General features: G+C 56.7%; 27 protein-coding genes. 17 read left to right on the top strand and 10 right to left on the bottom strand.

The genetic code is table 11. From position 1 onward, the window contains the following. Nucleotides 1–19 precede the first annotated feature (19 nt). The 8 genes from rseP to lpxB all read left to right on the top strand — a co-directional run bounded on the left by rseP (nt 20) and on the right by lpxB (nt 8,172). Complete coding sequence (gene rseP / locus KO498_RS11740; RefSeq protein ID WP_215960078.1) at nt 20–1,357, top strand: RIP metalloprotease RseP; 1,338 nt, start codon at nt 20–22, stop codon at nt 1,355–1,357. A gap of 101 nt (nt 1,358–1,458) precedes the next feature. Next, on the top strand, nt 1,459–1,590 hold the full coding sequence (locus KO498_RS18350) for a hypothetical protein (protein ID WP_289847839.1): 132 nt from the start codon (nt 1,459–1,461) through the stop codon (nt 1,588–1,590). Between the two features lie 121 nt (nt 1,591–1,711). Beyond that, on the top strand, nt 1,712–4,132 hold the full coding sequence (bamA, locus tag KO498_RS11735; RefSeq protein ID WP_215960077.1) for an outer membrane protein assembly factor BamA: 2,421 nt from the start codon (nt 1,712–1,714) through the stop codon (nt 4,130–4,132). Nucleotide 4,133: 1 nt separating this feature from the next. Further along, nucleotides 4,134–4,781, top strand: a complete 648-nt coding sequence (locus tag KO498_RS11730) for an OmpH family outer membrane protein (protein WP_215960076.1) — start codon at nt 4,134–4,136, stop codon at nt 4,779–4,781. An 81-nt stretch (nt 4,782–4,862) separates the two neighbouring features. Then, entirely contained in the window at nt 4,863–5,324 is a 462-nt protein-coding gene (gene fabZ / locus KO498_RS11725) for a 3-hydroxyacyl-ACP dehydratase FabZ (RefSeq protein WP_215960075.1), read from the top strand. Further along, a complete protein-coding gene (gene lpxA / locus KO498_RS11720) occupies nt 5,321–6,115 on the top strand; it encodes an acyl-ACP--UDP-N-acetylglucosamine O-acyltransferase (protein WP_215960074.1) in 795 nt (264 codons plus the stop codon). Before fabZ ends, lpxA begins: the two co-directional genes overlap by 4 nt. A 3-nt stretch (nt 6,116–6,118) precedes the next feature. Next, on the top strand, nt 6,119–7,045 hold the full coding sequence (locus KO498_RS11715) for an LpxI family protein (RefSeq protein ID WP_215960073.1): 927 nt from the start codon (nt 6,119–6,121) through the stop codon (nt 7,043–7,045). Nucleotides 7,046–7,098: 53 nt separating this feature from the next. Next, on the top strand, nt 7,099–8,172 hold the full coding sequence (gene lpxB / locus KO498_RS11710) for a lipid-A-disaccharide synthase (protein WP_252731434.1): 1,074 nt from the start codon (nt 7,099–7,101) through the stop codon (nt 8,170–8,172). On the opposite strand, the gene mnmA is transcribed toward lpxB, so the two are convergent. Beyond that, complete coding sequence (gene mnmA / locus KO498_RS11705) at nt 8,169–9,311, bottom strand: tRNA 2-thiouridine(34) synthase MnmA (RefSeq protein WP_215960072.1); 1,143 nt, start codon at nt 9,309–9,311, stop codon at nt 8,169–8,171. The genes lpxB and mnmA overlap by 4 nt on opposite strands. Before the next feature lie 119 nt (nt 9,312–9,430). Here mnmA and sciP point away from each other — a divergent pair, with 119 nt between their 5' ends. The 5 genes from sciP (at nt 9,431) to KO498_RS18345 (ending at nt 15,159) form a co-directional block, all read left to right on the top strand. Further along, nucleotides 9,431–9,709: a CtrA inhibitor SciP gene (gene sciP / locus KO498_RS11700; protein WP_215960071.1), complete on the top strand. Its 279-nt coding sequence runs from the start codon at nt 9,431–9,433 to the stop codon at nt 9,707–9,709. 97 nt (nt 9,710–9,806) lie between these two features. Beyond that, nucleotides 9,807–10,520 (top strand): response regulator transcription factor CtrA, encoded by a 714-nt coding sequence (gene ctrA, locus KO498_RS11695; RefSeq protein ID WP_215960070.1) that lies wholly within the window; start codon nt 9,807–9,809, stop codon nt 10,518–10,520. 198 nt (nt 10,521–10,718) lie between these two features. After that, nucleotides 10,719–12,836: an NAD-dependent DNA ligase LigA gene (ligA, locus tag KO498_RS11690; RefSeq protein WP_354667658.1), complete on the top strand. Its 2,118-nt coding sequence runs from the start codon at nt 10,719–10,721 to the stop codon at nt 12,834–12,836. Continuing rightward, a complete protein-coding gene (recG, locus tag KO498_RS11685; RefSeq protein WP_215960069.1) occupies nt 12,833–14,923 on the top strand; it encodes an ATP-dependent DNA helicase RecG in 2,091 nt (696 codons plus the stop codon). Before ligA ends, recG begins: the two co-directional genes overlap by 4 nt. Before the next feature lie 113 nt (nt 14,924–15,036). Then, nucleotides 15,037–15,159 carry a hypothetical protein gene (locus tag KO498_RS18345; RefSeq protein ID WP_289847837.1) on the top strand — a complete coding sequence of 41 codons (123 nt, stop codon included), beginning with the start codon at nt 15,037–15,039 and terminating at the stop codon, nt 15,157–15,159. A 183-nt stretch (nt 15,160–15,342) separates the two neighbouring features. Here the strand turns inward: KO498_RS18345 and KO498_RS11680 are convergent, their stop codons facing one another. Next, entirely contained in the window at nt 15,343–15,786 is a 444-nt protein-coding gene (locus KO498_RS11680; protein WP_215960068.1) for an iron-sulfur cluster assembly scaffold protein, read from the bottom strand. Nucleotides 15,787–15,848: 62 nt separating this feature from the next. Between KO498_RS11680 and hisI the strand changes: the two genes are divergently transcribed. After that, on the top strand, nt 15,849–16,211 hold the full coding sequence (hisI, locus tag KO498_RS11675; protein ID WP_215960067.1) for a phosphoribosyl-AMP cyclohydrolase: 363 nt from the start codon (nt 15,849–15,851) through the stop codon (nt 16,209–16,211). A 113-nt stretch (nt 16,212–16,324) separates the two neighbouring features. On the opposite strand, the gene gluQRS is transcribed toward hisI, so the two are convergent. From gluQRS to KO498_RS11650, 5 genes are all read right to left on the bottom strand, one after another. Continuing rightward, the gene (gene gluQRS / locus KO498_RS11670; protein ID WP_215960066.1) at nt 16,325–17,176 is read right to left on the bottom strand and encodes a tRNA glutamyl-Q(34) synthetase GluQRS; all 852 of its coding nucleotides are present in this window, start codon (nt 17,174–17,176) and stop codon (nt 16,325–16,327) included. Continuing rightward, entirely contained in the window at nt 17,173–17,781 is a 609-nt protein-coding gene (locus tag KO498_RS11665) for a class I SAM-dependent DNA methyltransferase (RefSeq protein ID WP_215960065.1), read from the bottom strand. Before KO498_RS11665 ends, gluQRS begins: the two co-directional genes overlap by 4 nt. Nucleotides 17,782–17,800: 19 nt before the next feature. Beyond that, nucleotides 17,801–19,144: a methylenetetrahydrofolate--tRNA-(uracil(54)-C(5))-methyltransferase (FADH(2)-oxidizing) TrmFO gene (gene trmFO / locus KO498_RS11660; RefSeq protein WP_215960495.1), complete on the bottom strand. Its 1,344-nt coding sequence runs from the start codon at nt 19,142–19,144 to the stop codon at nt 17,801–17,803. A 41-nt stretch (nt 19,145–19,185) separates the two neighbouring features. Next, nucleotides 19,186–20,538 carry a cytochrome-c peroxidase gene (locus tag KO498_RS11655; protein WP_354667657.1) on the bottom strand — a complete coding sequence of 451 codons (1,353 nt, stop codon included), beginning with the start codon at nt 20,536–20,538 and terminating at the stop codon, nt 19,186–19,188. Between the two features lie 122 nt (nt 20,539–20,660). Then, nucleotides 20,661–21,500, bottom strand: a complete 840-nt coding sequence (locus tag KO498_RS11650; RefSeq protein ID WP_289847836.1) for an enoyl-CoA hydratase — start codon at nt 21,498–21,500, stop codon at nt 20,661–20,663. Between KO498_RS11650 and KO498_RS11645 the strand changes: the two genes are divergently transcribed. The 3 genes from KO498_RS11645 (at nt 21,499) to rpsI (ending at nt 23,043) form a co-directional block, all read left to right on the top strand. Further along, on the top strand, nt 21,499–21,918 hold the full coding sequence (locus KO498_RS11645; protein ID WP_215960063.1) for a PaaI family thioesterase: 420 nt from the start codon (nt 21,499–21,501) through the stop codon (nt 21,916–21,918). The two genes, KO498_RS11650 and KO498_RS11645, sit on opposite strands and share 2 nt — an antisense overlap. 169 nt (nt 21,919–22,087) lie before the next feature. After that, nucleotides 22,088–22,546, top strand: coding sequence for a 50S ribosomal protein L13 (gene rplM / locus KO498_RS11640; protein ID WP_215960062.1), 459 nt, complete (start codon nt 22,088–22,090; stop codon nt 22,544–22,546). A gap of 5 nt (nt 22,547–22,551) precedes the next feature. After that, nucleotides 22,552–23,043 (top strand): 30S ribosomal protein S9, encoded by a 492-nt coding sequence (gene rpsI, locus KO498_RS11635; RefSeq protein WP_215960061.1) that lies wholly within the window; start codon nt 22,552–22,554, stop codon nt 23,041–23,043. 82 nt (nt 23,044–23,125) lie between these two features. Here rpsI and grxD read toward each other — a convergent pair whose 3' ends face one another. Genes grxD through KO498_RS11620 form a run of 3 tightly spaced genes read right to left on the bottom strand, consistent with a single transcriptional unit; the run spans nt 23,126 to nt 23,930 of the window. Next, a complete protein-coding gene (gene grxD / locus KO498_RS11630; protein WP_215960060.1) occupies nt 23,126–23,488 on the bottom strand; it encodes a Grx4 family monothiol glutaredoxin in 363 nt (120 codons plus the stop codon). Continuing rightward, nucleotides 23,485–23,694: a hypothetical protein gene (locus tag KO498_RS11625; protein ID WP_215960059.1), complete on the bottom strand. Its 210-nt coding sequence runs from the start codon at nt 23,692–23,694 to the stop codon at nt 23,485–23,487. The genes grxD and KO498_RS11625 overlap by 4 nt, the downstream gene beginning before the upstream one ends. Beyond that, a complete protein-coding gene (locus tag KO498_RS11620; RefSeq protein ID WP_215960058.1) occupies nt 23,694–23,930 on the bottom strand; it encodes a BolA/IbaG family iron-sulfur metabolism protein in 237 nt (78 codons plus the stop codon). Before KO498_RS11620 ends, KO498_RS11625 begins: the two co-directional genes overlap by 1 nt. Nucleotide 23,931: the final 1 nt, after the last annotated feature.

Genomic DNA, 23,931 nt, shown 5'->3' with positions numbered 1-23,931 from the left:
ACCAGAGCAGGACATTCTTTTGGACTTTTCGACACTCTTGCCGCAGATCGGTGATCTGATCTTTACTCTTGTTTCGTTTATCGTTGCCTTGTCGATCATTGTCGGAGTGCACGAATACGGGCATTATATTGTTGGCCGTTGGTCAGGGATTAAGGCGGATGCGTTTTCGATCGGCTTCGGGCCTGTACTGTGGTCGCGCTTTGATAAGCACGGCACCAAGTGGCAGATCGCGGCGATCCCCTTTGGTGGCTACGTAAAGTTTGCCGGTGACGCCAATGCCGCCAGCGGTGTGGATACCGAGGTGATGGAGGCGACGCCTGAAGCGGAGCTACGCCACACCATGCACGGAGCGCCGATCTGGGCGCGTGCGGCGACGGTTCTGGCGGGGCCAGCTTTCAACTTCATCTTTTCAATCGCGGTGTTCACGCTGTTGTTGCTGGTGATCGGGGTTCGGGCGACTCCGCCACAGGTGAGCGCGCTATATGATTTGCCACCTGCACGATACACCATTGCCGAGGGTGATGTGATTTTGGGTATTGAAGGCAAGCCCTTCCCACAGGAAGAAACCCGCGAGTATTTTGCGGCGCTGCCAGCCAAGCAAATGCTGAGTTACCGTGTGCAGCGCGGTGCTGACGAGCTTGACGTGATGGGGCCACAATATGCACCAGCACGTATTGGCATGGTGCAGCCGCGTTCGGCAGGAGAGGCCGCCGGTTTGCTTGAAGGCGATGTTATCCTGACAGCCAATGGGCAGAAGGTCGAGCGGTTTCAGGAGCTTATCGGCATTGTCGGCGCGGCTGACGGTGCGCCTGTAAAGCTGACGGTATGGCGCAAGGGTGCGGGGGAAGATCTTGAGTTTGCGATTGTGCCGCGCTTGTCTGACTTGCCAACCGAAGACAACGGCTTTGAGAAGCGCTGGTTGATCGGCATTTCCTCATCGACATTCTTTGAGCCGACGCTTGAAACACCAAGCGTGAAGGATGCGCTCGGGGCAGGCGTTGACAAAACCTTTGGTGTTGTCACCGGCAGCATCTCGGCGCTGTATCATCTTGCGACCGGGCAGATCGGCCGTTGCAACTTGTCAGGGGCGATCGGCATTGCAAGGGCCTCAGGCCATCAGGCCGAGCGCGGGCTGGCTGACTTCATCGCCTTTCTGGCGCTTTTGTCGACGGCTGTCGGGTTTATCAACCTGCTGCCGGTTCCGATGCTTGACGGGGGGCACCTGATGTTTCATGCCTTTGAAGCTGTCACGCGGCGCAAGCCCTCGGACAAGGCGATGAACGTGATGATGATCATGGGGCTGACTGTGGTGCTGAGCTTTATGCTCTTTGGTCTTTCCAACGACATTTTCTGTTAAATATCAATCTAATAACCTGAACACATTATCGCCACATTTGCGTCCCGGTTTTTGCCACAGTTGCCGGATAGCTATGAGGAAACCATATGTGAGAGGGTGATATGGATACGATTGTGCGCGGCTATCAAGGATTGCATCTGTTGTGGGACCTGAACTGGGACCGCGTGCTCTATCTTGCAACGATCACTGTCGCGCTTTTTGCCGGCGGCTGGCTCGGGTCGGTATTGCTCTAATACGCAACACATAAAGTCAACTTGAAGGCGCGTTCCGTAGGGGCGCGCTTTATCTGTTTTTGACATCCGCTTGCGTTGCGATTAGTCAGTCGGGGTAGGGGTGTCTGACAGGAAGAGCGGCATGACGAGCAAAACAACAAGCCCGACAACGGGCGTGATCGAGCAAAACAAATTCACCAACCAGACTAGAGCGTTATTTTTCGCTTTGTTTTCAATGGCTTTGATGGCCTTCAGCACAGTTGCTGAGGCGCAAAACTACCGGTTTGGCAATGTTTCCATTGAAGGTAACAGGCGCATCGAGGCGGGCACGATCCTGACCTACGCGGGAATCGCCCGTGGCGAAACTGTCTCGGCGGGGCAATTGAACCAAGCCTATCAGAATATTCTTTCAAGCGGGTTGTTTGAGAGTGTCGAGATCATCCCGCAGGGCGGTACACTGAAGATTGTTGTGGTCGAGTTCCCGACGATCAACCGGATCAACTTTGAGGGCAACAAGCGCCTGAAAGATGATGATCTGGCCGGTTTTATCAAATCCAAGTCGCGGCAAGTGTATACGCCGACGCAGGCCGAACGTGACGCTGCAACGCTCACCGAGGCTTATGCCGAGAACGGTCGCTTGGGGGCGCGGATCAGCCCGAAGGTTATCCGCCGCTCTGACAACCGTGTTGACCTGGTCTTTGAAATCTTCGAAGGCGGCAACACCGAGGTGTCGCGCCTGAGTTTTGTTGGCAACCAAGTGTATTCGGACAGACGTTTGCGTCGGGTTCTTGAAAGCAAGCAAGCCGGTATTTTCCGTTCCTTGATCCGCAAAGATACATTCGTTGAAGACCGGTTGCAGTTTGACCAACAAGTGCTGCGGGATTTCTACCTGTCTCGCGGGTATGTGGACTTCCGCACAACCTCGGTGAATGCTGAGCTTGCACGTGAGCGTGACGGCTACTTTGTGACCTTCAATGTGCAAGAGGGCCAGCAGTTCAGCTTTGGCGAAATCACCACCATCAGCGATATTCCCGAAGTTGACAGTGATACCTACCACTCGATCCTCAAGCTTAAACGCGGCCAGACTTACTCGCCGCAGCAGGTTGAAAACTCTATTGCGCGGATGGAGCGTTTGGCGATCAAGGAAGGCCAGCCTTTCTTGCGTGTCGAGCCACGCATCACCCGCAACGAGCGCACACTTGAGCTTGATGTCGAGTTCGTGCTCAGCAAGGGCCCGCGCATTTTTGTCGAGCGTATCGACATTGAAGGCAATGCCACCACGCTTGACCGTGTTGTGCGGAGCCAGTTCCGGATTGCAGAGGGTGACCCGTTTAACCCGCGTGAAGTGCGTGAAAGCGCCGAACGCATCCGCGCGCTTGGCTTTTTCACCAAGGCCGATGTGAACGCGCGCGAAGGCTCATCGCCCAACCATGTTGTGGTTGATGTTGACGTTGAAGAAAAACCGACCGGCTCACTGTCGTTCGGCGGCACCTATTCAACCGACAATGGCCCCGGGCTCGTTGTGCAATATGCAGAAACCAACTTTCTGGGCCGCGGTCAGACAGTGCGTTTCTCGGCTTCGGGCGCAACGACCAACACAAACTACGGCCTCTATTTCGCCGAGCCAGCTTTCCTTGATCGAGATCTTTTGTTCTTCTTTGACATCGGGTTTCAGGAGACAGAAGGGTTTAACACCAGCTACGACACCAGCGTCGCCAAGTTCTCGACAGGTATCGAGTTTCCACTTGGGTCGCGAGCGCGTCTGGGGCTGAACTACAAGTATAATGCGACCAAGATGACCGGCTCAGACCTTGACGAAATGGGGGTTCCCATTGACGAAGACATGGACGGCACGCCGGATTGTGAACAGTCAAGCACGAGTTGCCTTGGCGGCATTTTCCTTGGCGAAATCGGGCAGGGCAGGCGTTCACAAAGCTCGCTTGGCTACACTTACAACTTTGACAGCCGCAAAGAGAGCCTTGATCCGTCACGCGGCCTGCGTTTTGAGTTCAGCCAGGACTTTGGCGGGCTGGGTGGTGACGATACCTTTATCAAGTCGCGCGCCAAGCTGGTTGCTCAAACCAAAATTTTGAACGACGAAGTCACGCTGCGCGCCACGCTTGCAGGCGGTGCTGTCGCCTTTAGCAGTTCAAGCGCTGGCAGCCGTGCGACCGACCGCTGGCTGTTTGGCGACGATATCGTGCGCGGTTTTACTGCTGACGGTATCGGCCCGCGTGAATACAACGCAGGCACAGGTGTCGACAACGCGCTCGGCGGGAACTTCTTTGCCACCGCGAAGTTCGAGGCACAGTTCCCGCTCGGACTGCCGGAGGAATACGGCATCACAGGCGGTTTGTTCTATGACGTGGGCAACGTTTGGGGGCTCGACAACACCAACGCCAATGTTCTGTATGAAAGCGGCTCACTGCGTCATGTTGCGGGTATCTCGGTTTTCTGGACAACGCCGATCGGCCCACTTCGCATGAACTTTAGTAAAGCGTTGAAGAAAGAAGACCGTGATAAGGAACAGAGCTTCGAGTTCACGATCAAGACCGAGTTCTGATTTGTTCGAGCTGCGCAGATATCTCGGCGCGGTGGCAACGCTGGTGTTCACAGTTTGGGCCGCTGTAGTGGCGGCGCAATCCTTGGGAACCGAGCAGGCCGAAGTGGTGATTGTTGATCCCAACAGGCTGTTTGCAGAAACCCTGTTTGGCAAGCGCATCAACGACGAGCTCGAAGCAGAGAGCAATGCTTTGGCGCTTGAAAACCGGCGTATTGAAGAAGAACTGCGCAGCGAAGAGAAAACCCTGACCGAAGCCCGTAAAACGATGACGGCCGAAGACTTTCGGGATTCTGCAGATGCGTTTGATATCAAAGTGCAAGGCATCCGTCGCGAGCGTGTTGAAAAGTTGCGCGCGCTTGATGAAAAACGCGCCAACGCCTTGCAACGGTTTCTGGCGACAGCGCAAGGGGTTCTGGTCACCTTGATGCGCGAGCGTGGTGCCACTGTTTTGCTAGACTTGCGCACCGTTATTTTGCGCGACGGGGCGATCGACATAACCGTCGACGCGGTTGCAAAGATCGACGAAGCGATCGGCACGGGCGAGAATATCGACTTCGACGAAGCGCCTCTGCAAGCCCCGCAACCCGAGTTGCAACAAGAGCCGCAACCTGAGCCAGAACCTGAGCCACAGACTGAGCCACAAGACTAGGCCAAGCCATGCTTGTTCTGCCTGTATTGGCTTGCTAAGATTTAGACAAACATAATAACGAGCAACAAAAGGGTTTCCCCCATGACTGAGCAGCTTCAACGCGCCGATATCGGCCTCATCCAGCGTATCATTCCGCATCGTTATCCGTTTTTACTTGTGGACCGCGTTGAGAAGATCGACGGCACATCTTCGGCTCTTGGTATCAAGAATGTGACCATGAACGAGCCGCATTTTCAGGGGCATTTCCCTGGTAAGCCGATCATGCCAGGGGTGACAATTGTTGAGGCTATGGCGCAGACAGCGGCTGTTATGGTCGGTGTTGCGCTTGATATGGCTGACAAGGAAATGCTGGTGTATTTCATGGCCATCGAGAAGTGCAAATTCCGCCGTATGGTCATCCCCGGAGATGTGCTTGAAATGCAGCTGACGACCCTTCGTGGGAAACCCGGTGCGAAAGTCTGGAAGTTCGGCGGGGTTGCCACGGTTGATGGCGAGATGGCATGTGAAGTCGAGTTCACTGCGATGATGGATCTGCCCAAGTGAGCCGAGCGGCAGGCATACACCCGAGCGCCGTTGTTGAAGACGGGGCAGTGATCGGCAAGGGCTGCACCGTTGGGCCGTTCTGTGTGATTGGTGCTGATGTGGTCTTGCACGACAATGTCGAGCTTAAGAGCCACGTTGTTGTCACTGGGCAGACTGAGATCGGTGACGAAACTGTAATCTGGCCGTTTTCGGTGATTGGAGAAGTGCCACAGGACCTCAAGTTCAAGGGTGAGAAGACCGCGCTCAAGATCGGCAAACGCAACCGCATTCGTGAGCATGTGACGATGAACACAGGCACTGAGGGCGGCGGCGGTGTTACGGTTGTTGGCGACGACGGGCTTTACATGGCTGGCTGTCATATTGCCCATGACGCGCAGGTCGGAGATCGGGTGATCGTGGTCAACAACTCGGCGGTTGCAGGGCATTGTGTGATCGAAGATGACGTGATCATCGGCGGCTTGTGCGGCATTCACCAATGGGTGCGCATCGGGCAGGGCGCCATCATCGGTGCGCTGAGCATGGTCACCAATGATGTGATCCCGCACGGGCTTGTGCAAGGCCCACGCGGAGAGCTTGACGGGCTCAACCTTGTCGGCCTCAAACGCCGTGGCGTTGCGCGGGCTGACATTACGGCGCTCAGGGCGGCGTTTCAGATGCTGGCACAGGGCGAAGGTGCTTTTCAGGAGCGCGCGCGGCGTTTGGGCGAAGACAGCGAGAGCGCCTATGTGCAGCAGATCGTTGCCTTTGTGACGGGGGCCAGTGACCGCTCGTTCCTCACCCCCGGGAGCTAGCAAATGTTGGCGCTGATAGCCGGACGCGGGGCTTTGCCGAAGTTGATCGCCGAGGCGCAGGCTGAACCTCCGCTTATCTGCGCCCTTGAAGGCAACAACCCGCAGGTCGTGCCTGATATCACCTTTCGGCTTGAAACCCTCGGTACGCTGTTGCTTGAGCTTGGCAAGCGCGGTGTCACGGACGTGTGCTTTTGCGGCGCAATTGACAGGCCTGCTGTTGACCCTAGCAAGCTTGACGCCGAAACGCTGCCGCTGGTGCCGATCTTTATGCAAGCGCTGCAAAAAGGCGACGATGGCGCGCTGCGTGCGGCGATGCAGATTTTTGAGCAAACGGGGTTTAAGATACGCGCTGCAAACGAGCTTTTGCCTGATCTGACGCTTGCCGAGAGCATTCCGACAAAGGCCAAGCCCGAACCGCGCCATGAGGCGGATGCATTGCTTGGTGAAACTGTGCTTGTGCAAATGGGCAATGCCGATTTGGGGCAGGCCTGTGTGCTGCGCAGGGGGGAAGTTCTGGCACGCGAAAATGATGCCGGAACCGATGCGATGTTGGCGAAGTTTGCTGAAGAATACGTGCCTCACACGCAGGGGATTCCGGCGATCGACTGGGCCTTGGGTGCGCTTGATTGGATCGCCAACCCGACTGATCAACTGGTAGATATGGTCTGGGACTGGTTTGAAACCGAGCCTGATATTGATCCTGAAAAACCAAAAGCGGCTGACGGCGCTATCTTGTTCAAAGCCCCTAAGCCCGAGCAAGACTTACGGGCTGATATGCCTACCATCGGCCCGGCCACGGCGATGAAGGCCGCAGAGGCGGGGCTTGATGGCATTGTTATTGAGGCGGGTAAGGTCATTGTGGTTGATCAGGTGCATGTGCTCAGAATTCTTGATGCGATGGGCATGTTCCTTTGGGTGAGAACCGCGTGACGCGGGTGTTTGTCATTGCCGGTGAAGCTTCGGGTGACAAGCTTGGTGCAGCCATGATGGCGGGGCTCAAGAACCTGCGAGGTGATGTCGAGTTCATCGGTGTTGGCGGGCCGCTCATGCAGGCTGAGGGGCTCGCGAGCCTGTTTCCGATGCAGGAGCTTAGCGTTATGGGCCTGGCTGAGGTGTTGCCCAAGTATCGTGCATTGCTGCGGCGCAAGAACGAAATGATCGAAGCGGTGCTTGCGGCAAGGCCTGATGTGCTTTTGACCATCGACAGTCCTGATTTTTGCAAGCGCGTGGCCAAGGGCGTGAAGGCGCGCTCGGATGTGCGAACAGTGCACTATGTTGCGCCTTCTGTCTGGGCGTGGCGGCCCAAGCGCGCGGTAAAAATGGCTGCATATATCGACAAGGTTCTGACATTGCTGCCGTTTGAGCCTTCGCTTATGCGTGCTGCGGGTATGCAGGCAGACTTTGTTGGGCATCCTGTGGTCGCCGAACCAAAGGCCAGTGCCGCCGATATTGCGCAGTTTCGGCGTGATCATAGCCTCGGTGCCCGGCCTGTTCTGCTTTTGCTGCCCGGCTCGCGCATGGGCGAAGTCTCGCGGCTGTCAGAGCGTTTCGGGCAAGCGGCGAAGGCAGTGTTGAGGGCCAAGCCTGATATGGTGCCGTTGGTTGTGATGGGCGACGGGGTGCAAAGCTATTTTGCTGACACCAAAGAGCTCTGGCCTGAGGGCACAGTTTTCTTGGCCCCCAAAGACGTAACCGAAAAACGTGCTGCTTTTGCAGCGGCAGAGGTTGCGCTGGCCGCGTCTGGCACGGTGTCGCTTGAGCTCGCTGCTGCCAGAACACCGATGGTGATCGGCTATGACATGGCGTGGCTGAGCCGTATCATCATGCCGCGTTTGATGCTGATCGACACTGTGACATTGGTGAACCTCGTCAGTGAAACCCGTGTTGTGCCCGAGTTTATCGGCAAAGAATGTCAGGCGGGGCCTATGGCTGAGGCCTTGCTGAAAGTGATGGGGAAACCCGCCGAGCAGCTGGATGCGATGGAGTTGACCATGCAACGGCTTGGACAGGGCGGCGAGGATCCGGGCCTGCGCGCTGCGAAAGCGCTGCTTGATTAGGACTTGGTGATCCAGCCGCCGCCGAAAATGCGCGAGCCTTCAAGAGCGTAGAAGACACAGGCTTGGCCGGGGCTGACACCTTCTTCGGGTGAAAGCAGCTCGATTTCGGCGGTAACAGGGCCGGTGGCGCGCAGGATCGCTTCTCGCGGTGGGCGGGTCGAACGCACTTTCACACCGATTCGGCGCTCGCTGATGCTCTCGAATGGCTCGTCACCAAGCCAGTTGATCTCGTTCACAGGGATAATGCGCGTTGCCAGCGCCTCTTTTGGCCCAACAACAACATGTTTTTTGTCGACATCGAGTTTGACCACGAACAAAGGATCAGCCATGCCACCGATGCCAAGACCACGGCGCTGGCCGATGGTGTAGTGGATGACGCCCTCATGTTGGCCAAGGATATTTCCTTGCATATCAACGATATCACCGGCTTCGGCGGCACCCGGGCGCAGCTTTTCGATCACGGCGGCATAGTCACCGTTGGGCACAAAGCAGATGTCCTGACTGTCGGGCTTGTTGGCAACCTTGAGGCCATATTTTTCGGCCAATTCACGGGTTGCGTCTTTTGAGGGAAGATGCCCGAGCGGGAAGCGCAGGTAGTCGAGCTGTTCTTGTGTGGTCGAGAACAAAAAGTAGCTCTGATCGCGGCGAGCATCGGTTGCAGAGTGCAATTCGGCTTTGCTCTCTCCAAGCTTGCGTTGGATGTAGTGACCCGTGGCCATACAGTCGGCTTCCAAGTCTCGCGCGGTGCTGAGCAAATCCTTGAACTTGACCCGCTCGTTACAGCGGATACAGGGCACAGGTGTTGCGCCGCCGAGATAGCTGTCGGCGAATTCGTCGATCACGGCGTCTTTGAATATGTTTTCATAATCAAGCACATAGTGCGGGAAGCCCATCTCTTCAGCGACGCGGCGGGCATCGTGAATGTCGATCCCTGCACAGCAGGCGCCGGACTTTGCAAGCGCTGCGCCGTGGTCATAAAGCTGAAGCGTGACGCCGATCACATCGTAGCCTTCTTCGGCGAGCATTGCCGCAACCACAGATGAGTCAACGCCGCCCGACATCGCCACCACAACACGGGTGTCGGCAGGGGCCTTTGCAAAGCCGAGTGAATTGAGCTTGGTTTTGGTCGTGCTGGTCATGTTCGGCTCCGCGAGGTCTTAAGGAACATAGGAAAGTTTTAGCTATTCTCAAGGCTTGGCTTCACTCCGCGTTAAAGTTGCTGCGCCAAACTCACAAGAAGCCGGAAAGGATAATTGTGATGTATCTTAAGAAAGTCGATGGTCCAAGGGCTGTTCGCCTGCCTGATGGCAGGGTTGTGACACGTGCAGACCTGCCTGAACCTGATACCAAACGCTGGGTTGCCAGCCGCAAGGCGCTTGTTGTACGGGCCGTGCTATATGGGCTTATCAGCCAGAATGAGGCTTTGAAAACCTACGGGTTGAGCGACGAAGAGTTTTTTGAGTGGGTGAGTGCGGTGCGCAACCACGGTGACGAAGGGCTAAAAACAACGCTTTTACAGAAAATAAAACAATCATAGGTTGTATGCTAAACTTTTTAGATTATGGTAACGTGTAGTTAACTAATTTTGTTCACGTTTAATTCCAATGCGAGACAATTTAGCGGAGAACCAAAACATGCGTGTGCTTCTAGTCGAAGACGACCCGACCACATCCAAGAGCATCGAAATGATGCTGACCCATGCCAACCTGAATGTTTACACCACCGATATGGGGGAAGAGGGCATCGATCTGGCGAAGCTCTATGATTATGATCTCATCCTGCTTGATCTTGGGCTGCCAGATATGAACGGGCATGAAGTGCTGCGTCAGCTGCGTTTGGCTAAGGTTGAAACACCTATCCTGATTCTTTCGGGCTCTGACGATACCGAGAACAAGATTAAGGGTTTTGGGTTCGGGGCGGATGACTATCTGACCAAGCCGTTTCATCGTGAGGAGCTTGTGGCGCGGATTCATGCTATCATCCGCCGCTCCAAAGGGCACTCGCAATCGGTTATCAAAACCGGGAAAATCAATGTGAACCTTGACGCAAAGACAGTTGATGTTGGCGGCCGTCCTGTGCACCTGACTGGCAAAGAATACCAGATGCTCGAGCTGTTGAGCTTGCGCAAAGGCACAACGTTGACGAAAGAGATGTTCTTGAACCACCTTTACGGCGGCATGGATGAACCTGAACTGAAGATCATTGATGTGTTCATTTGCAAACTACGTAAGAAACTGGCGAATGCGACTGAGGGCGACAATTACATCGAAACAGTCTGGGGCCGTGGGTATGTATTGCGAGACCCGCAGCCGAACACGCTGGATGAGCCGATCGCGATCGGCGCCTGAACGCCAACATTTTTAGTGGGTAGGCAAAGATTGTCAGGCCCCGTACCGCAGCTTTCGCTTCAACGCACCGGTTTTTCCGGTGCGTTGTTGTTTTGTGCAATGTGGTGCAGATCGGTGGTTGCTCGCCCCCGCACAAGCAGGCAAAATCACCACGTGCTAGTGACTGTAAGGGTTTAGCGCGCAAAGCGGGGGTGTGACGTGACAAGTAGTGACATTGAGGCGCTGTCGCCTGAGGAAGCTGTGAAAGAGTTGGCGCGTTTAGCCGATGTGCTGAACAAGGCCAACCAAGACTATCACAGGCTTGATGCGCCAAAGCTGAGTGATTCAGAGTATGACGCGCTCAAGCGGCGCAACCGCGAAATCGAGATCCGGTTTCCGGAGCTGAAACGTGCCGACAGCGCAAGTGACCAAGTTGGTGCGGCGCCTTCAGAGGGCTTCTCCAAAGTCAAACATGCGCAGCCTATGCTGTCGCTGGGCAACGCATTTGAAGACGCGGAAGTGCATGAGTTTACCGAACGCGTTGCCAAGTTTCTTGGCCTGAGTGAAGCCGATATCAGCTTTACCGCCGAACCGAAGATTGACGGATTGAGCCTGTCGTTGCGTTATGAGCAAGGTAAACTTGTGCAGGCAGCAACGCGTGGCGACGGAGCGGTTGGCGAGAATGTAACCGCCAACGCGCGCAATATCGCGAGCGTCCCGCAACAGCTTGTTGGAGCACCGGAGGTGCTTGAAGTGCGTGGCGAAGTCTACATGAGCCATGCTGATTTTGCCGCCCTCAATGAGCTTCAGGAGGCCAACGGCGACAAGCCTTTTGCCAACCCGCGCAATGCGGCTGCTGGCTCGTTGCGCCAGCTTGACGCCAGCATAACGGCCAAACGCCCGCTTGAGTTTTTCGCCTATGCCTGGGGCGAACTGTCGGAGCCTTTGGCTGGCACTCAGGATGAGGCGATCAAGAGGCTCAAGTCGCTCGGCTTTGTGACCAACCCTTTGACGCGGCTTTGCGCGGGGGCTGAAGCCTTGATCGCGCAGTACCGTCTGATCGAGGCGCAGCGTGCAACACTGGCCTATGACATTGATGGCGTGGTTTACAAAGTGAACGACCTCGCGCTGCAAGAACGTCTCGGCTTTCGGGCGACAACACCGCGGTGGGCGACAGCGCATAAATTCCCAGCCGAGCTCGCATGGACCTGGCTGGAGGCGATCGACATTCAGGTTGGCCGCACTGGCGCGTTAAGTCCTGTGGCAAGGCTTACGCCTGTTACGGTTGGCGGCGTCGTGGTGTCGAATGCGACGCTACACAACGAGAATTACATTTCCGGATTTGACAACAAGGGAGCTGAAATCCGTGGTGGGAAGGACATTCGCGTTGGTGACTGGGTGCAGGTTTACCGCGCTGGTGATGTGATCCCCAAGATTGCCGATGTGGATGTGACCAAGCGGCCTGCCGAGGCGTCGAAGTATGAGTTCCCCGATGTTTGTCCGGAGTGCGGCTCGGCGGCCGTGCGAGAGGTTGGTGATGCCGTGCACCGCTGCACAGGCGGGTTGATCTGCCCTGCGCAAGCGGTTGAAAAGCTAAAGCACTTTGTGTCGCGCAAGGCGTTTGACATTGACGGTCTGGGGGCCAAACAGATCGAAATGTTTTTCACCGACGAAGGGCTTGGCATTCGCGAACCAGCCGACATTTTTACGCTCAAGACGCGTGACAGTGCTCAGATGACCAAGCTCAAGAACCGTGAAGGCTGGGGCGCGCGCTCGGCTGACAAGCTGTTTGATGCGATCGACGACAAGCGTCGTATCGGCTTTGCACGGTTGCTGTTTGCGCTTGGTATTCGTCATGTTGGCGAGCAGGCATCCAAGCTGATAGCCGGGCACTTTGTGACCTGGACACGCTTTGTTGCCGCGATGGAGCAAGCCTGCGATGAGACAAGCGAAGCTTGGGCCGAATTGCTCAACATTGACGGTGTTGGTGAGGTTATGGCGCGCTCGTTGGTATTGGCTTTCAAGCAAGAGCATGAGCGTGAGAGCATCGAGCGGCTGGTTGTCGAACTGGAGGTTCAAGACGCCGAACAGGCCAGTTCTGACAGTCCGGTTGCTGGCAAAACCCTGGTGTTTACCGGCACGCTTGAAAAGATGACGCGGGCCGAGGCCAAAGCCCGCGCTGAAAGCCTTGGCGCCAAGGTTGCGGGCAGTGTGTCGGCCAAAACCGACTTGCTCATTGCAGGCCCCGGGGCTGGATCAAAAGCGAAGAAGGCGGCTGATCTGGGCGTTGAGACCATCGACGAAGACGGCTGGATTAACCTTGTGAGCGGCCTATGAGCACGCGGCCTGCCAGCTTGTTTCCGCTGTTTGCAGGATTGGAAACGCTTGATGGCGTTGGCCCTAAGATAGCCAAGAGCCTTGAGCAACTACACGCCACCAAACCGCGGGATCTGTTGTTTACACTGCCGTATTCGGGCATTGACCGAGCGATCAAGCCGAGCGTCGAAGGGCTGGATTACCCCTGCGTCGCGACTGTTGAGGTGACGGTGCTCAAGCATCATCCGGCGCGCGGGCGCGGTAGGCCGACGCGTGTGCAGGTTGAAGACAGTGAGACCACATTCGAACTGGTGTTCTTTCATGCGCGCGGAGACTATTTGCAAAAGATCCTGCCCGAAGGCGCACGGCGGGTCGTGTCTGGTAAGCTTGAGATGTTTGACGGCATCATCCAGATGACCCACCCTGACCATGTGCTTGCTCCTGAGGATGCCAGTGAATTGCCGGCGTTTGAGCCTGTCTATCCGCTGACCGCTGGCGTCACGCAAAAGGTGATGTTCAAGGCCACGCGTGCGGCGCTTGCCCGTGCGCCCGAGTTGGTTGAGTGGATAGATACGAGCCAAAAAAACAAAGCCGGGTGGAGCGACTGGGCCGAGGCGTTGCAGCAGGCGCATAACCCGCAGAACCTTGCGGAGTTGAATGCTGCCGACCCTGCGCGCGAGCGGCTGGCATATGACGAGTTCTTTGCCCATCAAATGACGCTGGCTTTGGCGCGCGCGCATCGTCAAGCGGGCAAGGGCCGAAGCAGCCAGAGCAGTGGCGCTTTGCACAACAAAGTGTTGGCGAGCCTGCCGTTTAAGCCGACCGGAGCACAGCTGCGCGCCATTGAAGAAATCGCTGCAGATATGGCAAAGCCTGTGCGGATGAACCGCTTGCTACAAGGGGATGTCGGCGCGGGCAAAACGCTGGTTGGCCTTATGGCGCTTTTGGTTGCAGTCGAGTCTGGCGGGCAGGGGGTGATGATGGCCCCGACCGAAATACTGGCGCGCCAACACTATTCAGGGCTTGCGCCGTTGGCCAAAGCCGCTGGCGTGCGACTGGACCTGTTAACCGGTCGTGACAAAGGCAAGCTGCGGGTTGAAAAGCTTGCGGCGCTGGCGGCTGGCGAGATCGACATTCTTGTGGGCACCCATGCGGTGTTCCAAAAGGATGTGAGCTTTGCTGACTTGCGTCTTGCTATCATCGACGAGCAGCACAGGTTTGGCGTTCGGCAACGGCTGGAGCTTGGCAAAAAGGGCGTGTTTGCTGATGTGTTGGTGATGACAGCGACGCCCATTCCGCGCAGCCTGTCGCTTGCGCAATATGGCGATATGGATATCTCTGTGTTGGATGAAAAGCCGGCAGGGCGGCTGCCGATCAAGACGGCGCTCGTGTCAACGGGGCGGGCTGATGAGGTGGTTGATCACCTGCGCGGGGCGGTGCGTGATGGCAAACAGGCCTATTGGGTTTGTCCCCTGGTTGACGAGAGCGAGAGCGTTGATCTGGCCGCCGCTGAAGAGCGTTTCAAGCAGTTGCGCGCGGCTCTGGGCGAGGGCGTTGTCGGGCTTGTTCACGGGCAGATGCCACCGGATGAGAAAGACGCTGCGATGCGAGCTTTTCAAGCCGGGGAGACCAGTGTTCTGGTTGCGACAACGGTGATCGAAGTTGGCGTTGATGTACCCAATGCAACCATCATGGTGATCGAGCGCGCCGAGACGTTTGGACTGGCGCAACTCCACCAACTGCGCGGTCGTGTCGGGCGGGGCTCAGCGGCTTCGACCTGTTTGCTGATGTATCAGGCTCCGCTGAGTGAGGGAGGCGAACGCAGGCTCACCACGTTGCGCGACACTGAGGATGGCTTCAAGATCGCCGAGGTCGATCTTGAAATGCGCGGTGCCGGTGATCTGATCGGAACAGCGCAGTCGGGGGTTCCACGGTTTCGGGTTGCTGACATGGAAAGCCAAGGCGCGCTGATGGCTGTGGCGCAAAGCGACGCGCGAAAACTACTGCATGATGACCCGAAACTCGAAACCGAACGCGGAGAAGCCGCGCGTGTTCTTCTTTGGTTGATGGAACAAGATCAAGCTATTCGTTTGATATCAGTGGGTTAGCAATTTTACCTTAAAATTTTCCGCAAATGTTCGCAAAAAGTTCTTTACTCTCTGTTCACTATATGAGAACAAAGGGGCAACAGATAGAACATAACAAGAGCAGGTGCTAGGAAATGATCCAAGAAGTTAAAGCCGTTATCGCCCGATCACAGGCAACGCTGCTTGCGGATGCGCTTGGTGCCGTTGCTCTGATGGCCATTCTGATTGTTGGCCTGCACTTGCCCAACCTGACTTAACCCCTTTTCTGCCACGTGTGATGTTACCTGCATTCCGGCGCGACCTGTCCCAAACTAACGCGCCTTGATGACAAAACTGCCTGTCCAATCTTACTGGGTCTGCCTCTTATTCCCTGATTTTGAATGCAGGTTAGCCGCATTACGCGCACCTTGCCGCCGCCTCGAAAGAGCGCGGCGGTTTTTTTATGCGCAACCGGCTGCGGCGAGCGCATCAAGCGTTGCGTCAAAGGCGAGCATGATCGAAGCATGGCGGTTTTTATAATCGCGGGCCGGTATCAGAACCTCTAACCCATCGAACGGTGCTTGCGGAGGCGGGGCATCATCTTTGAGCATTGCCAACATTTCGGCCCTGCCTTTTCTGACATCTTCTGGCGTGAGGCCGATCACATTCGCACCCACAACAGAGGCCGCGGCCTGACCAAGCGCGCAGGCCTTAACATCCTGTCCGAACTCAGTAATTTTGCCGCCCTCACAGGCCACATCCACTGTCACGGTCGAGCCACATAAAGGCGCGCGCCTGTGGGCTGTTCCGCCTGGATCCGCCAGCCGCTCAAGGTTTGGAATATCGGCCGCCAGAGCGAGGATGCGGGCGGAGTAGAGTTTGAGCAAGTCAGCGTCGGTTGACATGGTGTTTTCCTGTGTGGTTAAGCATACTTAAGCCCGAGCCGCAGCAATGAAAAGAGTTAGCCATGAGCTTTGATGTTGAGACACTGAAATTTGATGACAAGGGGCTTATTCCGGCGATTGCGCAGGATGAGGTGAGCGGTGAGGTGCTTATGATGGCATGGATGAATGCCGAGGCAGTTAAGCAAACACTTGAAACCCGTCGCGTAACCTATTGGTCACGTTCACGTAAATCGTTTTGGGTAAAAGGCGAGACCAGCGGCCACACTCAGGAGCTCATTGACATGCGCATTGACTGTGATCGCGACTGTATCTTGGTCATTATCAAGCAAGTTGGCGCGGCCTGTCACACCAACAGGCGCTCGTGTTTTTACACCTCGGTGACTGACGGTGTTGAGACAGAGTTAATGAAGCCAATGGTCGATTAACCACTTAGTTAACGGCTAATCAGCCTGCACAACCCGTGCATATACCAGTGCATAACGCGTATGCACAGTTTTGGATGGCGAAAAGCCGTTAACCCGTCTTAAACCTGCGTGCGTTACAAACCGACAAGCGAGCGGATGTCATCGGGGGTTTTGCCCTCGGCGCGGTAGGTGGCAATCGCGCGGGCGTCGTCGCGTTTGGCGAGGCGTTTGCCTGCTGCGTCGCGGATGAGCTTGTGATGGTGATAGCGAGGGGTCGGCAGGCCAAGGAGGCGCTGAAGAACGACATGAATATAGGTCGCGGTGAAGAGATCCTCACCGCGCACAACATCGGTGATGTGTTGATCAGCATCATCAAGCACAACGGAAAGATGATAGGAAGCGCCCATATCTTGACGGGCAAGAACGACATCACCGACCTCGGCCAAGAGCATGTCGTGGGGCAGGGTGATTGTGCCGGCACCATGCGCGGCCTCTTCAAAGCCGAGCACGTCAGGCAGGCTTTCAAGGGCGCGCGCCATGTTAAGCCGCAAAACCGTGTCGGGGAGCGGCTGTGTGCTGTCAAGCTTACTGCGGCAGGTGCCCGGGTAGATCAGCCCATCGGGGCCAAAGGGCGGCGGACCACCTTCCTGTGGGGCCTCAACGGCTTGAGCAATGTCGCGGCGAGAGCATGTGCAGGGGTAAAGCAACCCGCTTTGCCAAAGGGTTCCGAGTGCTGCGCGGTAGGTGGGCAGGCGTTCGGATTGACGCAGAACAGGTGTCGGCCAGCGCAGGCCGAGCCATGCGAGATCATCGTAGATCTGCCTCTCCCATTCGGGTCGCGCGCGGGATTGGTCAATGTCTTCGATGCGCAGGAGGAACACGCCGCCCTTTGCGAGCGCCATGTCGTGGGCGAGCAGGGCCGAGTAGGCATGCCCGAGGTGCAATGGGCCTGTTGGGCTAGGGGCAAAACGGGTGATGAATGTCACAGTTTTTCAAGCACATAGACGTTTGAGCCAAGGCCGATACCGGGGATATGCGGGCCGTGTTCTTTGAACAGAAGTCGTGCTTGGCCGCTGCCTGTGTAGCTGTCGAGTTTGGCCTCATAGGCGGGATCTTCAAGCGCGTGGTCATTGAAGCTGAGCACGGTGAGCCCACCTTTGGCGAGGCCATTCATCACCTGATCAAACACCGAGATGGGGGCCGCGCCGACGCCGATCACGCCGATACAGGTGATGGCGGCGTAGGCACCGGCTTTGTGAGGCAGATCGGAGCCGGGCTCAAGCAAGGTGAGCTTCCGGTAGATCTGTTTTTCGCGCGCGCCCTCGAGCATGTCGGAGGAGACATCGACGCCGTCTATCAGCTCAAAGCCTTGCAGTTTGAGGGCGAGGCCGGAGAGGCCTGTGCCGCAGCCAAAGTCGAGCACGGGCAGGTCGAGGCCGGCACTATAGGCGCGCAGGGCAGCGGCGCAGCGCTCGGGTGTGACGTAGCCGTTTTCGCTGAGTTCGGCGTCATAGCTTTTGGCCCAAGCATTGTAGAGATCACGGGTGTCGCCCGGAGTATCGTAGGCCTGTTCGAGAAATTTATCTGTCATTTGGCCAGTGTAACCGTGCTTAGACCTGTGCGTCCAGCCAATCTGTCCAGAGGGTTTTGGCGCGGTCGGTATAGGCTTTGTAACGCTCGACGCGGCGTTTGCGCCCGCCTTTGATACCTTCGACAGGCGGGAACAGGCCGAAGTTGACGTTCATCGGCTGAAAATATTTAGCCTCGGCGCCGCCGGTGATGTGGGTAACAAGTGCGCCTGTTGCGGTTTCCGGCGCGGGGCCTGTAAGCGAGCGTCCCTGCAACTCGGCGGCGGCGAGGCGACCTGCGAGCAAGCCCATACCAGCGCTTTCAACATAGCCTTCAACGCCGGTGATCTGGCCTGCAAAGCGGATATTCGGCTGTGATTTGAGGCGCATCTGGTCATCAAGCAGAGTTGGCGAGTTGATGAAGCTGTTGCGGTGAATGCCGCCGAGGCGGGCAAAGCTGGCGTCCTCTAGGCCGGGGATGGTTTTGAACACTTCAACCTGCGCGCCGTGCTTCATTTTGGTTTGGAAACCGACGATGTTCATCAGGGTGCCGAGGGCGTTGTCAAAGCGCAGTTGCACAACGGCGTGGGCCTTCACGTCTGGCTGGTGCGGGTTGGTGAGGCCGACGGGTTTCATCGGGCCGAAGCGGAGCGTTTCGCGGCCACGCTCGGCCATGACTTCAATCGGCAGGCAACCGTCAAAATACTTGGCGGTTTCGCCTTCACGGAACTCGGCCTTGTCGGCGGCGAGCAGCGCGTCGATGAAGGCATTATACTGGGCTTCGTCCATCGGGCAGTTGAGGTAGGCTTTTTGCTCTTCCTCGCTGTCGCCCTTGTCATAGCGCGACTGCATCCATGCGACATCCATGTTGATGCTGTCAGCGTAGACGATGGGGGCGATGGCGTCAAAAAAGGCCAGCGCTTCGGCGCCTGTGGCCTTGGCGATTGCGCTGGAGAGCGCGTCTGAGGTGAGCGGGCCTGTGGCGATGATCCATTGGCCGGATGTCGGCAGTTCGGTGATCTCCTCATAGGAGACATCTATCAGCGGGTGGGCTTTGATGGCTTCAGTCACCGACTCGGCAAATGGCTCGCGGTCAACCGCCAGCGCGCCGCCAGCGGGGAGGCGGTGTTTGTCGGCGGTGGCCATGATGATGCCGCCCGCTTGGCGCATCTCCCAATGCAGCAGGCCAACAGCGTTTTGCTCGCTGTCGTCAGAGCGAAAGGAGTTCGAGCAGACCATTTCGGCCAGGTTGCCGGTGTGGTGCGCGAAGGTGCCGACCTTGGGCCGCATTTCATGAATGGTCACGGGCACGCCGAGGTTCGCCGCTTGCCATGCTGCTTCGGAGCCCGCAAGCCCGCCGCCGATGATGTGTAATCTGTCTGTCATAGGGGCGATGTAGGGCATGTCGGCGGCATTTGAAAGAGCACTTAGTCGGCGATCGTATCAACGCGTAGTTTTGAAGGCACGCCAAGCGGCGCGCCGAGGCGTCCATTGACAGAACTGCTGTCGGTGAGGCTGTGCAGGAAGGCGATGATATCGGCTTGCTCGCCCTCTGTGAGCGGCGGTAGGTCGAGTGTGATCGCAGCAAATATGCGCTCGATCTCGGCGTGTTCGGGGAGTTGCGGTGTGACCTGACCGTAGCCCCCAAGCGCAGGGAGAGGGGCTTTGGCGGGGTCAAAGCCTATCAGTGAGGCGTGTGGATCAAGGTGATGCCCGAGCACTTCCTCAAGCGTGGCATAGGCGCCGGAGTGGCCATATGGCCCTGTGAGCGCGACGTTGCGCAGGCTTGGTGTGCGAAAGCAATATTTGTCTTCGGGCTTGCCGGTGATGGCGGCGCGGCCGTGATCGGCGAAGGCGGTGCTGCTGCTGTCATGGCCTTTGCCGGGGCCGATTTGGGGGATGCCGATGGCGTGGAAGTCGTGATCGGTTTGAAAGCGGCCCGCGTGGCATGTTGAGCATTCGGCCTTGCCGTAGAACAGCTCCATGCCGCGTGTCTGCGCGGGGGTGAGGGCCTGTGTGTCGCCGCGCAGGTAGGCATCAAACGGGCTGTTATCAGCGCGGAACTCAAACGCCAGAAATGCGCCGATGGCATTGCCGATGTCGGTGATGTGCAGCGGTTTGTCAGCGCCTATTTGCGTGTCAAACTGTGCGCGGTAGGCGGGGATGCCCTCAACCCGCGCTGTCAGAATCGCCCAAGCGCCCTCCGGCCCGTGCACTTTGCCTTTGCTCAATGCGTCTGCGACGTCGTTCTCGCCGTGTTGGCCGGCCATTTCCTCAAAGGAGGTGACGGGCAGCAACGCCTGCGCGGCCAAAAGGTTTGTGACTTCGCGTTCAAGCTCAAACCCCTTTGGCATCGAAATGCCGTATGGGGCCGTATCATCAACCATCACCCGCCCGTCGTGAAACAGCGTGGTAAACTCGGATGCGCCTAGATTGAAGATCGCCGGTGCATTGCGCGGGACGTGCTTCTCGGCGGGGGAGGCAGGCGTGCCATGACGCCTTGTGCCAAGCCCTGCGCCGCCTTCACCAACCGAGAGGGCGACAGCATCGGCGGAGCCGAGCCATGCGTGATGACACGAGGCACAGGAAATGTTGCGGTTGCCTGACAAGATCGGATCATGAAACAGATCGCGGCCTAGCATCACAAGCTCTTCAGAAAAAGTGGGGAAATCCGAGTGGGTCACCGGCTTTAGCGTTTCGGCGGCCAGAGAGAGCGTGGCCTGGAGAGACATAATGCCGACGGTGACCCACTTGATCATCATCTGTGTCACAGGAGACACGTATCTGTGCCTGTGTTTAGTCTGCTTGAAGCCCAAATGTGGCAACATTAAGGCAATTGCGTAAAAAAAAGGGCGGAGCATGGGGATATGCCTCAAAAAGTTCACAACAGGCGCAAATCAGCTTACTGGTTCCAGTCCGGATCACGTTTTTCAAGGAACGCAGCGATGCCTTCTTCGGTGTCACGATAAAGCATGTTTTCGACAATGACATCACCGGTGAAGGCGTAGGCGTCTTCAAGAGACATTTCGCCTTGCTGGTAGAAGGCCTGTTTGCCAATTTTCACCGCCGCGCCAAGCTTGCTGGCGATCAACTCGGCCATTTTCAGAGCTTTGGCTTCTGCCCCGACAGCCACGCGGTTCACGAGGCCGAGCTCCGCTGCGCGCTCGGCAGATATGAACGCTCCGGTGGTGAGCATTTCAAACGCATGTTTGCGCGGGATGTTGCGGCTGAGCGCGACCATCGGTGTCGAGCAAAACAGCCCGATATTGACGCCGTTGACGCCAAAGCGCGTTCCGGCTTCGGCCACGGCCAAGTCGCAGGAGGCAACAAGCTGACACCCCGCGGCCGTGGCAATGCCATGCGGTACAGCTATGACAGGCTGGGGCAGGGCGCGGATGCTGAGCATCATCTGCGAGCAGCGCGCGAAAAGATCGGCGAAGGCGGCTTTTCCTGCGTCTTGGTTCTGGCGGGCGGCTGTCATTTGTTTGAGATCATGCCCCGCGCAAAAGGCCTTGCCGTTTGCCGACAGCACAACGACCCGAATGCTGTTGTCGTCTTTAAGGCTGTCAAACTGGCTTTGCAGAGCGGCGATCATCTCATTTGAGAGGGCGTTCATACGCTCGGGGGCGTTTAACTTCAGATGTGCAACGGCACCTGTGTCGCTACGTTCCAAAATTGCCATCTTGCTCTCCTTTTCGCTGAGGGGCAGTCTACGCTTGCGGATCGGATGAGGTAAAGACATGCCAGTGGTATTAGACAAGACAGAGCTACAGGACTTTCTGGATGAGGTCTTTCCCCAGTTGGTTGGCGAGTTTGTCGTCGAGCACGTTGAAGAAATGTATACGGAGATTCGTCTGCCGGTTGCCGAGAAACACCTGCGCCCAGGTGGGACGGTGTCGGGGCCGACGATGTTTATGCTCGCGGATGTCGCCGTTTACGCAGGGGTTTTGTCGATGATCGGCAAGAAGGCCCTTGCCGTGACCACGAGTTGTAGCCTTGATTTCATGCGCAAACCCGCGGCTGGCAAGGATTTGCTGGCAAAGTGCACATTGCTCAAGCTCGGCAAAATGCTGGCTGTTGGCGATGTGCTTATTTACTCGATCGGCGAAGACAAGCCTGTGGCACGTTCGACGATGACCTATTCTATTCCGCCGAAGTAGCGCCGCGAAGTTGGGGTAAAATAATACCTATTTTATAAGTGTCTGATTTAGCTAAATAAATTGGAGCTTATTGCTGTTGATTAACCTTACAAAGCCTATATAACCCCCACATTCCGTAAGCGTCGGACGGTATCCGAGCGCGTAACCTATTATCTCAGGGGTTTCTCACATGAAGACCTTTACAGCGACACCCGCTGATATCGAGAAAAAATGGATCATCATTGACGCTGAAGGCGTCGTGCTGGGCCGTTTGGCTTCGATCATCGCGATGCGTCTGCGTGGCAAGCACAAAGCCACGTTCACACCACACATGGACATGGGCGACAATGTTATTGTCATCAATGCCGACAAAATCCAGCTGACCGGCAAGAAGCGTGAAGAAAACTTCTACTGGCACACTGGTCACCCGGGCGGCATCAAAGAGCGCACCAAGCAACAGATCCTTGAGGGCAAGCACCCCGAGCGCGTTGTGATCAAAGCTGTTCAGCGTATGCTTCCAGGCGGCCCGTTGAGCCGTAAGCAAATGACCAACCTACGCGTTCATGCCGGCACAGAGCACGGCCATGAAGCCCAAAACCCAACTGTTCTCGACGTTAAGGCGATGAACAAGAAAAACACACGGAGCTGAGCACAATGACTGATCAAGTGAACTCACTCGAAGACCTCGGCGCCGTTGCCGAAGGCAATGCTGTTGTTGCGGAAGTTGTGGCTGAGCCACGCGAGCCCGTGCGCGACGAACTCGGCCGCTCTTATGCGACAGGCAAGCGTAAAGACGCGGTTGCCCGTGTCTGGATCAAACCAGGTTCAGGCAAGGTTGTTGTGAACGGCAAAGAGATCAACAAATATTTCGCACGTCCGGTTCTGCAAATGATCCTGCGTCAGCCTTTCGAGGTTGCCGGTGTTGAAGACCAGTTTGACGTTGTTGCGACTGTCAAAGGCGGAGGCCTGTCGGGCCAAGCTGGCGCGGTTAAGCACGGTGTTTCAAAAGCACTTCAGCTTTATGACCCGACCCTGCGTGCACCACTGAAAGCCGCTGGCTTCCTGACACGCGACAGCCGCGTTGTTGAACGTAAGAAGTTTGGCCGCCGCAAAGCGCGTCGTAGCTTCCAGTTCTCTAAGCGCTAAGATTCAGATACATACAAAGAGAAAGGGCTGCCTCATTGGGCAGCCCTTTTTTGTTAGTCGTCAATTACTTAAAGCAAAGCGTTTAAGCGTTGGCTTCACGGATTTTGTCTGCCGCTTCTTTGTTGAAGGTGACGCCGTTGTCGGTGAAGAGCGTGTCGATCTCGCCTGAAAGCATCATTTCGGTGATGATGTCACAGCCGCCGACGAACTCGCCTTTGACGTAGAGCTGCGGGATTGTTGGCCAATCCGAGTAGTCTTTGATGCCTTGGCGGATGCCTTCATCGGCCAGCACGTTGATGTCTTGGTAGTCGACATCCATAAAGTTGAGCACGCCTGCAACACGCGAGGAGAAGCCGCATTGGGGCATCTCTTTGGTGCCTTTCATGAACAGCACCACGTCGTTGGCTTTGACGGTTTCGTCGATCTGGGTGTTTGCGTCAGTCATTTTGAGGTTCCTTTTTCGGTGTCTTTTGGCAGCTTTGGCCGCCATTCTTTTTCAAATCCGGCGCCGAGGTTGTAGCGGGCGTGGGGCATTGTTGGTTGAGTGTCAACAAGCGGGCGTTTGGGGCGGTTGCGTTTAACAAAGGCCTCAACGCAAGCAGCGATTGCGATGATCGCAGCCAAAGCGCCGAGGGCCCAAACCCACCACATTACTCAGGCGCTTTCGTGGTCAGGGCGAGCGCGTGAAGCTCGCCGCTGGGGCCGTCCATTTTGCCTTTGAGGGCTGCATAGACAGCGCGTTGTTGTTGCACACGGTTTTTGCCGCGGAAGCTTTCGTCGATGATCATCGCTGACATATGCACGCCGTCGTCGCCGGCGACTTTGATCTCGGCGTCAGGGAAGCTGTCGCGCAGGATGGCTTCGAGTTGGTCGGCGTGAATGGCCATT

Origin of the sequence: Lentibacter algarum (genome assembly GCF_018860975.1) — a bacterium.
GTDB classification, from domain to species: Bacteria; Pseudomonadota; Alphaproteobacteria; order Rhodobacterales; family Rhodobacteraceae; genus Lentibacter; species Lentibacter algarum_A.
Note: the sequence above shows the minus strand (reverse complement) of the source record. Positions and strands in the feature narration are given on the sequence as shown.

Coding starts and splice junctions, on each gene's coding strand:
- KO498_RS11650 (WP_289847836.1), bottom strand. CDS start 21,500: ATGTCTTTACCTCATCCGATCCGCAAGCGTAGACTGCCCCTCAGCGAA.
- lpxB (WP_252731434.1), top strand. CDS start 7,099: ATGATGGCGGGGCTCAAGAACCTGCGAGGTGATGTCGAGTTCATCGGT.
- KO498_RS11620 (WP_215960058.1), bottom strand. CDS start 23,930: ATGGCCATTCACGCCGACCAACTCGAAGCCATCCTGCGCGACAGCTTC.
- trmFO (WP_215960495.1), bottom strand. CDS start 19,144: ATGACAGACAGATTACACATCATCGGCGGCGGGCTTGCGGGCTCCGAA.
- grxD (WP_215960060.1), bottom strand. CDS start 23,488: ATGACTGACGCAAACACCCAGATCGACGAAACCGTCAAAGCCAACGAC.
- KO498_RS11715 (WP_215960073.1), top strand. CDS start 6,119: ATGTTGGCGCTGATAGCCGGACGCGGGGCTTTGCCGAAGTTGATCGCC.
- KO498_RS18345 (WP_289847837.1), top strand. CDS start 15,037: ATGATCCAAGAAGTTAAAGCCGTTATCGCCCGATCACAGGCAACGCTG.
- KO498_RS11645 (WP_215960063.1), top strand. CDS start 21,499: ATGCCAGTGGTATTAGACAAGACAGAGCTACAGGACTTTCTGGATGAG.
- fabZ (WP_215960075.1), top strand. CDS start 4,863: ATGACTGAGCAGCTTCAACGCGCCGATATCGGCCTCATCCAGCGTATC.
- ctrA (WP_215960070.1), top strand. CDS start 9,807: ATGCGTGTGCTTCTAGTCGAAGACGACCCGACCACATCCAAGAGCATC.
- rplM (WP_215960062.1), top strand. CDS start 22,088: ATGAAGACCTTTACAGCGACACCCGCTGATATCGAGAAAAAATGGATC.
- recG (WP_215960069.1), top strand. CDS start 12,833: ATGAGCACGCGGCCTGCCAGCTTGTTTCCGCTGTTTGCAGGATTGGAA.
- KO498_RS11665 (WP_215960065.1), bottom strand. CDS start 17,781: ATGACAGATAAATTTCTCGAACAGGCCTACGATACTCCGGGCGACACC.
- KO498_RS18350 (WP_289847839.1), top strand. CDS start 1,459: ATGGATACGATTGTGCGCGGCTATCAAGGATTGCATCTGTTGTGGGAC.
- sciP (WP_215960071.1), top strand. CDS start 9,431: ATGTATCTTAAGAAAGTCGATGGTCCAAGGGCTGTTCGCCTGCCTGAT.
- bamA (WP_215960077.1), top strand. CDS start 1,712: ATGACGAGCAAAACAACAAGCCCGACAACGGGCGTGATCGAGCAAAAC.
- mnmA (WP_215960072.1), bottom strand. CDS start 9,311: ATGACCAGCACGACCAAAACCAAGCTCAATTCACTCGGCTTTGCAAAG.
- KO498_RS11680 (WP_215960068.1), bottom strand. CDS start 15,786: ATGTCAACCGACGCTGACTTGCTCAAACTCTACTCCGCCCGCATCCTC.
- rpsI (WP_215960061.1), top strand. CDS start 22,552: ATGACTGATCAAGTGAACTCACTCGAAGACCTCGGCGCCGTTGCCGAA.
- hisI (WP_215960067.1), top strand. CDS start 15,849: ATGAGCTTTGATGTTGAGACACTGAAATTTGATGACAAGGGGCTTATT.
- KO498_RS11625 (WP_215960059.1), bottom strand. CDS start 23,694: ATGTGGTGGGTTTGGGCCCTCGGCGCTTTGGCTGCGATCATCGCAATC.